The 13,383-nt window shown below is 74.1% G+C and carries 14 protein-coding genes; 9 read left to right on the top strand and 5 right to left on the bottom strand.

Annotated features, from left to right (window positions below; all coding sequences use genetic code 11):
- Window positions 1–21: 21 nt before the first annotated feature.
- Window positions 22–1,641, bottom strand: coding sequence for an oxidoreductase (locus QC029_RS17320; RefSeq protein WP_279556579.1), 1,620 nt, complete (start codon window positions 1,639–1,641; stop codon window positions 22–24).
- 174 nt (window positions 1,642–1,815) lie between these two features.
- Here QC029_RS17320 and hisD point away from each other — a divergent pair, with 174 nt between their 5' ends.
- From hisD to hisF, 8 genes are all read left to right on the top strand, one after another.
- Complete coding sequence (gene hisD / locus QC029_RS17325; protein ID WP_279556580.1) at window positions 1,816–3,150, top strand: histidinol dehydrogenase; 1,335 nt, start codon at window positions 1,816–1,818, stop codon at window positions 3,148–3,150.
- 8 nt (window positions 3,151–3,158) lie between these two features.
- Window positions 3,159–4,274, top strand: a complete 1,116-nt coding sequence (locus QC029_RS17330) for a histidinol-phosphate transaminase (RefSeq protein ID WP_279556624.1) — start codon at window positions 3,159–3,161, stop codon at window positions 4,272–4,274.
- Window positions 4,271–4,861: an imidazoleglycerol-phosphate dehydratase HisB gene (hisB, locus tag QC029_RS17335; RefSeq protein ID WP_279556581.1), complete on the top strand. Its 591-nt coding sequence runs from the start codon at window positions 4,271–4,273 to the stop codon at window positions 4,859–4,861. Before QC029_RS17330 ends, hisB begins: the two co-directional genes overlap by 4 nt.
- An 88-nt stretch (window positions 4,862–4,949) precedes the next feature.
- Window positions 4,950–5,114: a hypothetical protein gene (locus tag QC029_RS17340; protein WP_279556582.1), complete on the top strand. Its 165-nt coding sequence runs from the start codon at window positions 4,950–4,952 to the stop codon at window positions 5,112–5,114.
- Window positions 5,105–5,752, top strand: a complete 648-nt coding sequence (hisH, locus tag QC029_RS17345) for an imidazole glycerol phosphate synthase subunit HisH (protein WP_279556583.1) — start codon at window positions 5,105–5,107, stop codon at window positions 5,750–5,752. Before QC029_RS17340 ends, hisH begins: the two co-directional genes overlap by 10 nt.
- Window positions 5,753–5,794: 42 nt before the next feature.
- Window positions 5,795–6,526 (top strand): bifunctional 1-(5-phosphoribosyl)-5-((5-phosphoribosylamino)methylideneamino)imidazole-4-carboxamide isomerase/phosphoribosylanthranilate isomerase PriA, encoded by a 732-nt coding sequence (gene priA / locus QC029_RS17350; protein WP_279556584.1) that lies wholly within the window; start codon window positions 5,795–5,797, stop codon window positions 6,524–6,526.
- The gene (locus QC029_RS17355) at window positions 6,523–6,966 is read left to right on the top strand and encodes a RidA family protein (RefSeq protein WP_279556585.1); all 444 of its coding nucleotides are present in this window, start codon (window positions 6,523–6,525) and stop codon (window positions 6,964–6,966) included. The genes priA and QC029_RS17355 overlap by 4 nt, the downstream gene beginning before the upstream one ends.
- The gene (gene hisF, locus QC029_RS17360) at window positions 6,967–7,737 is read left to right on the top strand and encodes an imidazole glycerol phosphate synthase subunit HisF (RefSeq protein ID WP_279556586.1); all 771 of its coding nucleotides are present in this window, start codon (window positions 6,967–6,969) and stop codon (window positions 7,735–7,737) included.
- Here the strand turns inward: hisF and QC029_RS17365 are convergent.
- The gene (locus QC029_RS17365; protein WP_279556587.1) at window positions 7,697–8,539 is read right to left on the bottom strand and encodes an MBL fold metallo-hydrolase; all 843 of its coding nucleotides are present in this window, start codon (window positions 8,537–8,539) and stop codon (window positions 7,697–7,699) included. The two genes, hisF and QC029_RS17365, sit on opposite strands and share 41 nt — an antisense overlap.
- 115 nt (window positions 8,540–8,654) lie before the next feature.
- Entirely contained in the window at window positions 8,655–9,854 is a 1,200-nt protein-coding gene (locus QC029_RS17370) for an inositol-3-phosphate synthase (protein WP_279556588.1), read from the bottom strand.
- A gap of 1,162 nt (window positions 9,855–11,016) precedes the next feature.
- Here QC029_RS17370 and QC029_RS17375 point away from each other — a divergent pair.
- Entirely contained in the window at window positions 11,017–11,688 is a 672-nt protein-coding gene (locus tag QC029_RS17375) for a response regulator transcription factor (RefSeq protein ID WP_279556589.1), read from the top strand.
- A gap of 69 nt (window positions 11,689–11,757) precedes the next feature.
- Here the strand turns inward: QC029_RS17375 and QC029_RS17380 are convergent, their stop codons facing one another.
- The gene (locus QC029_RS17380) at window positions 11,758–12,390 is read right to left on the bottom strand and encodes a TIGR03085 family metal-binding protein (protein WP_279556590.1); all 633 of its coding nucleotides are present in this window, start codon (window positions 12,388–12,390) and stop codon (window positions 11,758–11,760) included.
- Window positions 12,391–12,439: 49 nt separating this feature from the next.
- The gene (locus tag QC029_RS17385) at window positions 12,440–13,297 is read right to left on the bottom strand and encodes a hypothetical protein (protein WP_279556591.1); all 858 of its coding nucleotides are present in this window, start codon (window positions 13,295–13,297) and stop codon (window positions 12,440–12,442) included.
- Window positions 13,298–13,383 lie beyond the last annotated feature (86 nt).

A 13,383-nucleotide genomic window follows, 5' to 3' on the forward strand; every position in this document is an offset into this window, starting at 1 on the left:
CGCCCGTCCGCCCGCCGGGCCTCACTGCCGTCTCAGCAGCCGGGTGGCCCCGGCGGCGACCGTGGTGGCCAGCACCCAGCCGAGCATGATCAGCGCCGCGGCCGTCCACTGGTAGGCCCCCGCGGGCTTCCAGTGGCTGTCCTGGCCCAGGTCGATCACCGGCAGCAGCAGGTCCAGGACGTACAGCGGGGCGTTCCAGTGCGGCGACTCCCCGGGCTTGAGGGGAGCCGGCGGGTGCCGGGCGAACAGCACCGCGCCCGAGGCCCACAGCACCGCCATCCACAGGGCGGCCTGCCCCGGCCGGTAGCCGTAGGCGACCGTCCAGTCCTGCAGGTACCCCCAGAGCTTGGCGGCCAGCGGCAGCGTCTCGCGGCGGCGGCGCTGCTTGGCCAGCAGGACGGCGCGCGCGTCCGCGTCCTCCCCGCTGTTGCGCATCACCGCCGCCAGCTGCTCGTACGGCTCCGGCGCGTACTCCGGCGTCGCCGTCTCCAGCCACCGCAGCCGCTGGGCGAGGGTGAACGGGCCGCGGGGGATCAGGTTCTGGTAGGTGAAGCCGGCCATCCACAGCCCCTCGTCCACCGGCCAGCTCTCCACCCTGTCCACCAGGTTGTCCACCGTCGCCCCGGCGAGCACCACCCGGCCGTGTCCGGGCCGCTCGGGGGTGAAGCACAGCTCCGGGGTCTGGATGCGGCGCAGCGACAGCTCCTGGTCGCGCTGGAGGTTGAAGCGGGCGTCGTCCAGCACCAGCGAGTCCCCGAACCTCCCGTCGTCCAGCTTCATCCCGCCCGTGCACTCGAAGCGCTTGACGCGCCGCACCATGTGGCTGTGCTCGTCGGGCGGCGGCCATGAGGTGCCGTCCGGCGGGGTGGTGCCGTGGACGACCGGGAGCTGGCGCGGGCCGGAGGGGGCGAAGTGCGCGAAGTGCTCCACGGTCATCTGCGGCGCGTACAGCGCGTACTGCCCGCCGTTGTTGCGCAGGACGCTGCCGTACATGAACAGCGAGCCGCCTATCTCCGCGCCGCGCAGGCTCACCTCCCCGTAGGCCAGCATCAGGCTGGCCTGGAGGTCCTGCGCGACCTGGAGTCCGTCGGCGGAGAACGACCGCGGCCGGCTCCCGCTGCCGACCGTCATCTCGTTGAGCATCAGGTCCGTGCCGATGGTGGCGTCGGTCAGCCGCACCCCCTCGGGGATGGTGCAGCGCGGCAGGTGGAGATCGCCCTCGGTGCTCATCCGGGCGGCCTCCAGGCGGGGGACGTGGCAGTCGATCATGCGGGCCGTGACCAGCCGGCACTCGTGCAGCAGCACCTCCTGCTCGAAGCGGCACTGCCGGAACTCGAAGTACGGCTCGACCGTCCCGCCGGACAGGTCCAGCCGCCCCGTTATGTACGCGCCGGTCAGCTGCAGGGACGCGACACGCCCGAGCAGCGGCGGCGGTCCGTGCAGCAGGAGCAGGGCGACGACGCGGGCCCGCACCGTCCGGTGCGGCCCCCACTCGTGGTCGGCGTTCGGGTCGTCCAGCTCCGCCTCGCCCGAGCGCAGGTCGTGCTCGCTGCCGTTGCGGAAGGCCTGCCACAGACCCCACTCCGCGGTGGTCAACCGGAGCCCGGGAGGCGGATCCCCGTTGTTCAGAGCCTCACTCACGACTTGTTCCCCCAAGTCACAGATGGCACTGCGTGACGATGACGACGCTATCGGTCAGCACTGACATCTAGATGCCCTCCGGCGGCACACCCGTACCGCGTATCACGCACTGATACGGAACACGGGCACCGGATCGCGTCTGAGACACTGGGACACGTGCTTCGATCCGTATCCATGACCCGACTCGACCTGCGCGGACGCGACCTCGCCGCCACCGGTGTCGAGCGGGAGCTGCTGCCCCGAGCCGAACTCGACGTCGAGGCCGCCCTGGAGAAGGTGCGGCCGATCTGCGACGCGGTGCACCATCGCGGCACGGCGGCCGTGATCGAGTACAACGAGCGCTTCGACGGCGTGCGGCTGGAGCGCGTACGGGTCCCGGCCGAGGCCCTGGAGAAGGCCCTGGCCGACCTCGACCCGGCGGTGCGGGCGGCACTGGAGGAGTCCGTCCGCCGTGCCCGGATCGTCCACCGCGACCAGCGGCGCACCGACTCCACCGTCCGCGTCGTCCCCGGCGGCACCGTCACCGAGCGGTGGGTCCCGGTCGAGCGCGTGGGCCTGTACGTGCCGGGCGGACGGGCGGTCTACCCGTCCTCCGTGGTGATGAACGTCGTACCCGCGCAGGAGGCCGGGGTCGGCTCGCTGGCCGTCGCCTCGCCCCCGCAGAAGGGCGTCCCCGGGCACTGGGCGGCCGGACTGCCGCACCCCACCATCCTGGCCGCCTGCGCCCTGCTGGGCGTCGACGAGGTGTACGCCGCCGGCGGCGCCCAGGCCGTGGCCATGTTCGCCTACGGCACCGACGAGTGCGCGCCCGTCCAGCTGGTCACCGGTCCCGGCAACATCTGGGTCGCCGCCGCCAAGCGCCTGCTCAAGGGCCGCATCGGCATCGACTCCGAGGCCGGCCCCACCGAGATCGCGATCCTCGCCGACGACACCGCCGACCCCCGCCACGTCGCCGCCGACCTGATCAGCCAGGCCGAGCACGACACCCTGGCCGCCGCCGTCCTGGTCACCCCCTCCGAGGCGCTGGCCGACGCGGTCGACTCCGAGCTGACCTCGCAGGTGGCCGCCACCAGGCACCGGGAGCGCATCACCGAGGCGCTGGCCGGGCGGCAGTCCGCCACCGTCCTCGTGGACGACCTGGACCAGGGCCTGGCGGTGGTGGACGCCTACGCCGCCGAGCACCTGGAGATCCAGACCGAGAACGCCTCCGAGGTCGCCGCCCGGGTCCGCAACGCGGGCGCGGTCTTCGTCGGCCCCTGGGCCCCGGTCTCCCTCGGCGACTACTGCGCCGGCTCCAACCACGTCCTGCCCACCGGCGGCTGCGCCTGCCACTCCTCCGGCCTGTCCGTGCAGTCGTTCCTGCGCGGCATCCACGTCGTGGACTACACCCGCGACGCGCTGGCCGACGTGGCCCACCACGTGGTCACCCTGGCGGAGGCCGAGGACCTGCCCGCGCACGGGGCGGCCCTCAAGGCGAGGTTCGACTGGAAGGTGCCGCAGGCCAAGTGAGTACGACCGTGACCGGCATCGACGACCTGCCCATCCGGGACGAACTGCGCGGCAAGTCCCCGTACGGGGCGCCGCAGCTGGACGTGCCCGTACGCCTGAACACCAACGAGAACCCCTACCCGCTGCCCGAGGAGCTGGTGGCCCGCATCGCCGAGCGCGTCACCGAGGCCGCCCGCGAGCTCAACCGCTACCCCGACCGCGACGCGGTCGAACTCCGCACCGGGCTGGCCCGCTACCTCAGCCGCACCGCCGGGCACCGGGTCGCCGCGGAGAACGTCTGGGCCGCCAACGGCTCCAACGAGGTGCTCCAGCAGCTCCTCCAGGCCTTCGGCGGCCCGGGCCGCACCGCGATCGGCTTCGAGCCCTCGTACTCGATGCACGCCCTGATCGCCCGCGGCACCGGCACCGGCTGGATCTCCGGGCCGCGCAACGACGACTTCACCATCGACGTCGAGGCGGCCCGGGCGGTCATCGCCGAGCGCAGGCCGCACGTGGTCTTCGTCTGCTCGCCCAACAACCCCACCGGCACGGCCGTCGACGCCGACACCGTGCTGGCCCTGTACGAGGCGGCGCAGGCGGCCCGGTCCTCCATGGTGATCGTCGACGAGGCGTACGGCGAGTTCAGCCACCGGCCCTCGCTGCTGCCGCTGATCGCCGGCCGCCCCAACCTGGTGGTCTCGCGGACGATGTCCAAGGCGTTCGGCGCCGCCGGGCTGCGGCTGGGCTACCTCGCCGCCGACCCGGCCGTCGTCGACGCCGTCCAGCTGGTGCGCCTGCCGTACCACCTGTCCGCCGTCACCCAGGCCACCGCGCTCGCCGCGCTGGAACACACCGACACGCTGCTCGGTTACGTCCAGCAGCTCAAGGACGAGCGGGACCGCCTGGTGACCGAGCTGCGGGCGATGGGCTGCGAGGTCACCGAGTCCGACGCCAACTTCGTGCAGTTCGGCGACTTCGACGGCCCCGGCGGCGCCCACGCGGTGTGGCAGGCCCTGCTGGAGCGGGGCGTACTGGTCCGGGACAACGGCGTACCGGGCCGGCTGCGGGTCACCGCGGGCACCCCGGCCGAGAACGACGCGTTCCTCGACGCGGTACGCGCAGTACTGAAGGAGAACAACCGATGAGCCGTGTGGGCCGCGTGGAGCGCACCACCAAGGAGACGTCCGTCCTCGTCGAGATCGACCTCGACGGAACCGGAAAGGTCGACGTGTCGACCGGGGTCGGCTTCTACGACCACATGCTCGACCAGCTCGGCCGCCACGGCCTGTTCGACCTCACGGTCAAGACCGAGGGCGACCTGCACATCGACAGCCACCACACCATCGAGGACAGCTCGCTGGCCCTGGGCGCCGCCTTCCGGCAGGCCCTCGGCGACAAGCGCGGCATCGTCCGCTTCGCCAACGCCTCGGTGCCGCTGGACGAGTCCCTCGCCCAGGTGACCGTGGACCTGTCGGGCCGCCCCTACCTGGTGCACACCGAGCCCGAGAACATGGCGCCGATGATCGGCTCCTACGACACGACGATGACGCGGCACATCCTGGAGTCCTTCGTGGCCCAGGCCCAGATCGCGCTGCACGTCCACGTCCCCTACGGGCGCAACGCGCACCACATCGTGGAGTGCCAGTTCAAGGCGCTCGCCCGCGCCCTGCGCCAGGCCAGCGAGATCGACCCGCGCCAGACGGGCATCCCGTCCACCAAGGGCGCGCTGTGAGCGCCGCACGCGCGGCCTCGCCGCCGCAGCCGGCCGCGGCGGCCGCGCCCCCGCGCCGCGCGGGCGGGGAGACGAACGGGGCGAAGCCGTGAACGGCGTCTCCACACTGCTGATCTTCGTGGGGCTCTTCCTGCTCGGCGGCGCCGTCTCCTTCTGGAAGCAGGGCATGCCCAGGGGCGTCACGACCCTGCTCGGCGTCGGAGCCGCCCTGTCCCTGATCGCCGGAATCCTGCGTTTGGAGGTGTGGTCGTGACGGAGAGGAAGAAGGTCGTCGTCTTCGACTACGGCTTCGGCAACGTGCGCTCGGCCGAGCGCGCCCTGGCCCGCGCCGGCGCGGAGGTGGAGATCACCCGCGACTACGACGCCGCGATGAACGCCGACGGCCTGCTCGTGCCCGGCGTCGGCGCCTTCGCCGCCTGCATGGCGGGTCTGCGGCAGGCCCGCGGCGACTGGGTCGTCGAGCGCCGGCTCGCCGGCGGACGCCCGGTGATGGGCATCTGCGTCGGCATGCAGATCCTGTTCGGCCGGGGCATCGAGCACGGCGTCGAGGCCGAGGGCCTGGACGAGTGGCCCGGCACGGTCGGCCCGCTCACGGCGGACGTCGTGCCGCACATGGGCTGGAACACCGTCGAGGCGCCCGGGGACTCGCTGCTGTTCGCGGACCTGCCCGCCGACGCCCGCTACTACTTCGTGCACTCCTACGCCGTGCACGACTGGGAGCTGGAGACCGCCAACCCCGTCATGGCGGCCCCGAAGGTCACCTGGGCCACCCACGGCGAGCGCTTCGTCGCCGCGGTGGAGAACGGCCCGCTGTGGGCCACCCAGTTCCACCCCGAGAAGTCCGGCGACGCCGGCGCGCAGCTCCTGACCAACTGGATCAGCACCCTCTAGCCCCCGACACCACCGACCCCAGGACCCGAGGACCGCCACCTGATGAGCACCCACCGCCTCGAACTCCTCCCCGCCGTCGACGTCCGCGACGGGCAGGCCGTCCGCCTCGTCCACGGCGAGTCCGGCACCGAGACCTCCTACGGCGACCCGCTGGACGCCGCCCTGGCCTGGCAGCGGGCGGGAGCGGAGTGGCTGCACCTGGTGGACCTCGACGCCGCGTTCGGCACCGGCGACAACCGCGAGCGGATCGCCGAGGTCGTCCGCACCATGGACATCAAGGTGGAGCTCTCCGGCGGCATCCGCGACGACGCGTCGCTGGCCGCCGCGCTGGCCACCGGCTGCACGCGGGTGAACCTGGGCACCGCGGCCCTGGAGAGCCCCGAGTGGGTCGCCAAGGTGATCGCCGACCACGGCGACAGGATCGCCGTCGGACTCGACGTGCGCGGCACCACCCTGCGCGGCCGCGGCTGGACCCGCGACGGCGGCGACCTCTACGAGACGCTGGAGCGCCTGAACTCCGAGGGCTGCGCCCGCTACGTCGTCACCGACATCGCCAAGGACGGCACCCTCCAGGGCCCCAACCTGGAACTGCTGAGGAACGTCTGCGCCGCCACCGACCGCCCGGTCGTCGCCTCCGGCGGCGTCTCCTCCCTCGACGACCTGCGCGCGATCGCGACCCTGGTGCCCGAGGGCGTCGAGGGCGCCATCGTGGGCAAGGCCCTCTACGCCAAGGCCTTCGCCCTGGAAGAGGCGCTGGAGGCAGTGTCCCGATGACGGAGTCCGCGGCGGTGGGACGGGAGCGGGACGGGCACGCCCGGCAGGTCCGGCGTGTCCGGGGCGACAGCCCCTGGGAGGACTCCATCGGCTTCGCGCGGGCCGTCGAGGTCGGCGACCGGGTCCTCGTCGCGGGCACGATGCCCCTGGTCGACGGCGCGATCCAGGGCGAGGGCGACCCGTACGTCCAGGCGAGGACGGCCTTCGGCCGCGCCCTGGAGGCCCTGGAGCCCTTCGGCCTGGACGCCCGGTCCGTCGTCCGCACCCGCATGTACATAACCCACGCGCGCGACGTGGAGGACGTGGGCCGCGCCCACCGCGAGGTCTTCGGCTCCGTCCGTCCCGTCGCGACGCTCGTGGTCGTCTCCGGCTTCGTCGACTCGCGCGTACTGGTCGAGGTGGAGATCGAAGCCTTCCGCACCCCGAAGGAGCACCTGTAAGTGTCCCTGGCCGTACGAGTCATCCCCTGCCTGGACGTGGACGGCGGCCGGGTCGTCAAGGGGGTCAACTTCCAGAACCTGCGCGACGCCGGCGACCCGGTCGAGATGGCCAAGGTGTACGACGCGGAGGGCGCCGACGAGCTGACCTTCCTCGACATCACCGCCTCCTCCGGTGACCGCGAGACCACCTACGACGTGGTGCGCCGCACCGCCGAGCAGGTCTTCATCCCGCTGACCGTGGGCGGCGGCGTGCGCACCGCCGAGGACGTGGACAGGCTGCTGCGCGCGGGCGCCGACAAGGTGGGCGTCAACACCGCCGCCATCGCCCGCCCGGAGCTGATCCGGGAGATCGCCGAACGCTTCGGCAGCCAGGTGCTGGTGCTGTCGGTGGACGCCCGCCGCTGCCCGGAGGGGACGGTGACGCCGTCCGGCTTCGAGGTCACCACGCACGGCGGCCGGCGCGGCACCGGCATCGACGCGGTGGAGTGGGCGCACCGGGCGGCCGGACTGGGCGCCGGGGAGATCCTGCTGAACTCCATGGACGCCGACGGCACCAAGGACGGCTACGACATCCCCCTGATCGGCGCCGTCCGCAAGCACGTCACCATCCCCGTCATCGCCTCCGGCGGCGCGGGGAAGCTCGCCGACTTCCCCCCGGCGGTGGAGGCGGGCGCGGACGCGGTGCTCGCCGCGAGCATCTTCCACTTCGGCGACCTGCGCATCGGCCAGGTCAAGGACGTCCTGCGCACGGCGGGCCACCCGGTGCGCTGACGCGCGCCGGAGTCGTTCCGCCGTCGGGCCCGTCCGGTCGGTGCCCGGTCCGTGCCCGGTTCGCGGTCTCCGCGGCTTCCGCGGCTTCCGCGGCTTCCGCGGCCCTTGCGGCCTCCGCCGCTCTCCGCAGGGCCGCGCCTGCGCCGCCGGTGATCGGATCGCCGTGCCCGAAGCAGGCGGTCTCCGTCTCCAGGGCGGCCAGGCGGCGGAACGACTCCAGCGCGCGGGACCGGTCGAGGTTGAACACCCCCAGCATGGTGTCGCCCCCGACGTTCGCCACGGTGTCGCCCGTGAACAGCACGCCGTGCGCGGGCAGGTGGAGCGCGATGCTGCCGTCGGTGTGCCCGGGAGCGGCCACCACCCGGGCTCCGCCGCCGAAGTCGACCACGTCGCCGTCCTCCAGCTCGCGGTCGACGCGGCACGGCGGAGCCGGGGGCAGGGCGGGCAGGCCGTCGAACAGCTCGCGCTCCCAGCCGGGCGCGCCGGTGAAGTCCGGCGGCGGGCCCGGCGCCTCGCCCCGGACGACCGGCGCGTCCAGCCGGTGCGCCATGACGGTCGCGCCGGTCAGCTCCGCGAGTTCGGCGGCGCCGCCGGCGTGGTCCTCGTGGAAGTGGGTCAGGACGATGCGGCCGATGTCCCCGGGGTCGTGCCCCAGCTCGCGGACGGCCGCGGCGACGGCGGCTCCGGAACCGGCGGTGCCGGTGTCGACCAGTGTCAGCGAACCGGGCTCGTGCCACAGGTACGCCTGTCCGACGGCGAAGGCGAACATGTGCAGCCCGGGCAGCACCTGGGTGGTCTCCATGCCGCGAACCCAAGCACGCCGGCCGCCGCCGTACCACCGCCGCACCGCGCCGTCCGCCGACGGCGCAAACGGAGGGGCACGGTACGGATGCGGCGCGGACGGCGCGGCGCCGGGCTCACACGGGCACGCGCAGGCCGTGCGCCCAGGCCACCAGCGTCGCGTACTGCTCTGCCGGGGAGCGCCCCTCCCCGCCGGGAGCGCCGCCGGGGACCGGCTCCCGCGGGGGTTCCCGGAGGGGCTCCTGGAAGAAGAACGCCAGCTCCGGCACCGGCCCCCGGACGCCCGCCCGGTCGGCCAGCGCCATGAGCCGGGCGAGGTCGAGCACCAGGGGGGCGGCCAGCGCCGGCTCGCAGCCCTGCCAGGTGAAGCGCAGCGCCATCGGGACGCCCAGGAAGCCCTCGAAGGACACCTGGTCCCGGGCGGCCCGCCGTCCGCTGCCCTCGCCACCGTCACCGCCGCCGTCACTGCCCCCGTGACTGCCGCTGCCCCCGTCACTGTCACCGCCACCGCCGCGCCCGTCCGTACGGCCGTCGGACCAGGAGCTCACGGACAGCGCCCGCTGGGCGAACATCGGCGCCAGCACCGACTTCAGCAGTGCCCCGCCGGTCCTGCCGTCGCCGCCCGCGTACGGCAGCTCCCGCTCGGCCGCCAGCTCCCGCAGGGCCGGGGGCCGCAGGCCGGCCGGGGAGGTGAGGTCGACGTAGGGGCAGTCCGCCCGCAGCGCGGCGCAGGCGTACAGGGAGGCGTCGGACAGGACGTCCTCCCCGGCCGCCAGGGCCCGCCGCAGCGCGGGCAGCGAGGCGTGCGCCGGGTGGCGCGGCACGCCCGGGCCCGGGGAGGCAACGTTGACCACGACGACGCGGTCCAGACCCAGCCGCAGCCGGAACGAGGAGATGTCGCCGGCCAGCCTCCGGATCGCCTCCTCCTGGGTCTCCCGGCCGTCCCGGGGCCCCCGGCCGCCGGGGCCGTCCCCGGCCCCGGTCGCCCCGGGCCGGACCTCCTCCTCAGCGGCGAGCAGTCCGTCGCGCACCAGCCGGGGCAGGCCCGGCGGCATGACGCCCTCCCCGGCGAGCCGCTCCGCCCGCTCCACCAGGGGGGTCTCCCCGATGTCGTGTCCGCCGAAGACCAGGTCGTCGAAGCGGGGCAGGTCGAGGCGGGAGAGCTCGCGCTGGGCGGTGACGCACCCCGTGGGCCGCACCAGGCCCGCGCACAGCGCCGCCGTGCCCGCGATCGTGGTGACCGCCACCGAGCCGCGCGCGCCCACCAGCCAGACGCCGGTGGTGCCCCGCCCGCCGCGCGTGTCCCACACCGTCACAGCGACCCCTCCCCGCGGCCGGCCCGGAGGCGGCGGGCGTTGCGGTTGCCACGTACGGCAAAGCCCCCGGGGGGCATCTCCGCGAAGGGCGGGTGAACCGTGGCGCGCCCGCCGGTCTTTCCGGGGAGGGACGCGGGGCGCGGTGCCGCGGCACCGGCCGCCGCCGGATCCCCGGTCGCCGCGGGCGTTCGTGAAATCTGCCGTCTTATGGCCTCGCGCACCATGGAATTTCCCTTCGGGGTGGGCAGGGGCCGGAGGCGGGGACGCCGGGGAGGGTGCCGGAACCCGTCGGTCCTCCGGCCGCCGGACGGGCCGGCGTCCTCAACGTAGGAGGTCGGTTGTCCCGGTTTCGTGGGAGCGCGGTCCCAAGAGGTCCCGGTCGAGGGGCCGTACGGTGCGGTCCGGGCCGGGGGAGCGGGGGGCGGCACCCGTCCGGATGCCTTACGGGTAACTATCGTTTCACGCCACTTCCGTCCCCGGGCCGAGCGCCCGTCACGTCCCGCTGTCGCATGGAAACCGTTTGTGACGGCCCGGAAAAATGCCTGATCAGCGGTGCCGAGGGGTGGCCGAATCCGCTCTCTGGAAAGGGTCTCGGCTGTATTAATGTTCGAGACTCAGATGAATTGGGGGAACCTTTCATGGCGACGCCCGGGGGTCGTAGGACCGGACGGCTCAGGCGCCGGGAAGTGAAGCCGGGGGACGAGTCACTGAACCGGGGTTTGAGGCCGAAATCGTTCAAGGCAAAAACAATGAAGCCGTCGCAGGGGCTCAATGAGAGCAGAGGCGTCCGGCCGGGAAGGCGCGAAATCGACGACGGGCCGCACCGGCGGCGGAAACACCCGATTTCCGCCAGGGAAGAGGAGCGCCGCCGCCCGCCGACCGGGGCGGCGAGCGGGACGGGACGGCTCGTCGGCCGGGTCCGCCGCGTCGTCGGCGTTCCGAGACCCCCGGAGCCGACGGCCGCACCGGAGCCGGCGGTCTACCGCGCCGCGTCCGGGGGCGTGGCCGACGCGCTGCGGCACGCTTCGGCGTCCGCCGCCGCCCCGCAACCGGCCTCCATCGGCCGGCGGGCCGGGGAACCGGGCGGCAGCCGCGTCGTACCATCCCGTCCGGACACCGTGCGGGGCGCCCTCGTCGGGGCCGTGCCGCCGTGGGGGAGCCGATGACGATCCGGGTCTTCCTCGTCGACGACCACCCGATGTTCCGGGCCGGGGCCCGCCACACGGTGGAGAGCGTGGACGACATGGACGTGGTGGGCGAGGCCGCCACCGGGGAGGAGGCCATCCGGGCCCTGGGCGGGGGAGAGGTGGCGGCGGACGTCGTCCTGATGGACCTCGGCCTGCCCGACTGCTCGGGCACCGAGGCCACCCGGAGGATCACCTCCACGCCACCGGACCGGGCCGACGCCCCGCGGACGCCGAGGGTGCTGATGCTGTCGGCGCTGGAGGAGGACGACGCGGTGATATCGGCGCTCCGCGCCGGGGCACGCGGCTACGTGGTCAAGGGGGCGCCCCGCGAGGAGCTGCTGAGGGCCGTGCGCACGGTGGCCGACGGGGGAGCGGTGTTCAGCCCGTTCGTCGCGGACCGGCTGGGCGACTACTTCTCCGCCGTCCACGACATGCCCGGCCGGGCGGCCTTCCCCCAACTCACCAACCGGGAACGCCAGGTGCTCGACCTGCTCGCCCGCGGCTACGGCAACCGGCGGATCGCCCGGGAGCTGGTCCTGTCGGACAAGACCGTCCGCAACCACATCTCCCACATCTTCGCCAAGCTCCAGGTCACCGACCGCATGGCCGCGGCCGCCCGGGCCCGCGAGGCGGGACTGGGCGGCTGAGGGCGGCGGGGCCGGAAGGGCGGCGGGGAGAGCGGAAGGGGGGGAGGACCGCCCGCGGGGCGTGACGCGTCACAGGCCGAGCTTCGCCCCGCGCACCCGCTCCACGGCCTTCTCGTCGCCCTCCAGCTCCACGCGCGCCGCGTCCTGCCGGCCGGAGGCGAAGAGCAGCAGCTCGCCCGGCTCGCCCGTGGCGGTGACCACGGGGGCGCCCTTGCGGGCCACCGCCACCTGCCCGTTGGTGCGGCGCAGCACCAGGCCGACCGGGCACCGGCGGCCGTAGGCGCGGGCGGTGGTCTCCAGCCGCCGCCACAGGGCGTCGGCGAAGACCGGGTCGATCTCGCGCGGCGTCCAGTCCGGCCGGGCCCGCCGCACGTCCTCGGCGTGGACGAAGAACTCCACGGTGTTGGCCGCCTCGTCGACCTGCTTGAGCGCGAAGGGGGACATCCGCGGCGGCCCGGTGCGGATGAGCTGGATCAGCTCCTCGTACGGCTTGGCCGCGAACTCCTGCTGGACGCGCTCCAGTCGGGGCTGCAACGCCTTGACGAGTATCCCGCCGGCCGCGTCCGCGCGGCGCTCGCGCACCACGACGTGGGCCGCCAGCTCCCTGGTGCGCCAGCCCTCGCACAGGGTGGGCGCCTCGGGTCCGGAACTCTCCAACAGGTCGGCGAGCAGAAGGCGTTCGCGCCGGGCGTGGGTCGACATACGGCCACCCTACGGCCGTGCGCCGACCCACGCCACGCGCCGCACCCGGTCAGCCGGGAAGAGGCGCGTCCAGATCCGGGCCGTCCAGCTGGTTGCTGAGCGTCAGGGAGCAGGAGATCTGGTCCTCGCCGCGGTTGTACGTCGGGAGCGCCGGATAGATCGCGTAGTAGTAGTACGTCTTGCCGCTGGGCATCCGGGCCAGCCGCTTCTCGGCGTCCGCCTTGCACAGCGACATGACCTTCTCCTGCAGCTCCGCCTCGGTGGCGAAGGTGCCGCTGAGCGTCTCGTTGGCGATCACCTCGCCGTCGTGGGCGCCGTCGCAGGACCGCTCCTCGACCTCGGTGACGCCGCTGCTCAGCGACGGGTGGTCGAAGCAGGTGCCCGGGTCGAGCACCACGTACGGGACGAGGTCGCTGGGCGACGCCGTCACGTCCGGCGTGGGGACGTCCGGGCTCGCCGGGTCCGTCGGCTCGTCGCTGAGGTCCGGGGAGGGCTCCGTGGCGGCCGGGGTGGTGGGCGTGCCGCTCGGCCTCGCCCGGTCGTCGCCGCCCTCGCCGTCACCGTCGGCGGCGATGAGCACACCGCCGACGATCAGCCCGGCGACGAGCACCGCGGCGATGATGATCGCGGCGACCTTCCCACCGTTGCCCCCGCCGCCTCCGCCCGGCGGGGGAGGGTAGGGACCGGGCGCGCCGGGGCCGCCGGGCGCCCCGGGGTAGCCGTAGCCGCCGGACTGGCCGGGGGCGCCGGGCGGGCCCGGGTAGCCGTAGCCCCCGGACGGACCGGGGTGGCCGTAACCGCCCGCGGGCGGACCGGGCTGCTCGGGCGGACCGAAGCCCTGCGGCGGACCGAAACCGCCGCCTGGGCCGGAGTTGTGCGCGCCGTTGGGCGGCGGTGGATAACTCATGGCGAAAGGATGCCGTACCGCACGGACATGCCAAATCCCGGGTGCGTCACAACCCTGCCACAGCGGGGTGGGCGCCGGTGCGGTGC

This window comes from Streptomyces sp. DH37, assembly GCF_029813835.1.
GTDB lineage: Bacteria > Actinomycetota > Actinomycetes > Streptomycetales > Streptomycetaceae > Streptomyces.

Excerpts from the sequence above, each read along its gene's own strand:
- hisD (WP_279556580.1), top strand. The coding sequence starts at position 1,816 with ATGACCCGACTCGACCTGCGCGGACGCGACCTCGCCGCCACCGGTGTC.
- hisB (WP_279556581.1), top strand. The coding sequence starts at position 4,271 with ATGAGCCGTGTGGGCCGCGTGGAGCGCACCACCAAGGAGACGTCCGTC.
- priA (WP_279556584.1), top strand. The coding sequence starts at position 5,795 with ATGAGCACCCACCGCCTCGAACTCCTCCCCGCCGTCGACGTCCGCGAC.
- QC029_RS17355 (WP_279556585.1), top strand. The coding sequence starts at position 6,523 with ATGACGGAGTCCGCGGCGGTGGGACGGGAGCGGGACGGGCACGCCCGG.
- QC029_RS17365 (WP_279556587.1), bottom strand. The coding sequence starts at position 8,539 with ATGGAGACCACCCAGGTGCTGCCCGGGCTGCACATGTTCGCCTTCGCC.
- QC029_RS17375 (WP_279556589.1), top strand. The coding sequence starts at position 11,017 with ATGACGATCCGGGTCTTCCTCGTCGACGACCACCCGATGTTCCGGGCC.
- QC029_RS17380 (WP_279556590.1), bottom strand. The coding sequence starts at position 12,390 with ATGTCGACCCACGCCCGGCGCGAACGCCTTCTGCTCGCCGACCTGTTG.
- QC029_RS17385 (WP_279556591.1), bottom strand. The coding sequence starts at position 13,297 with ATGAGTTATCCACCGCCGCCCAACGGCGCGCACAACTCCGGCCCAGGC.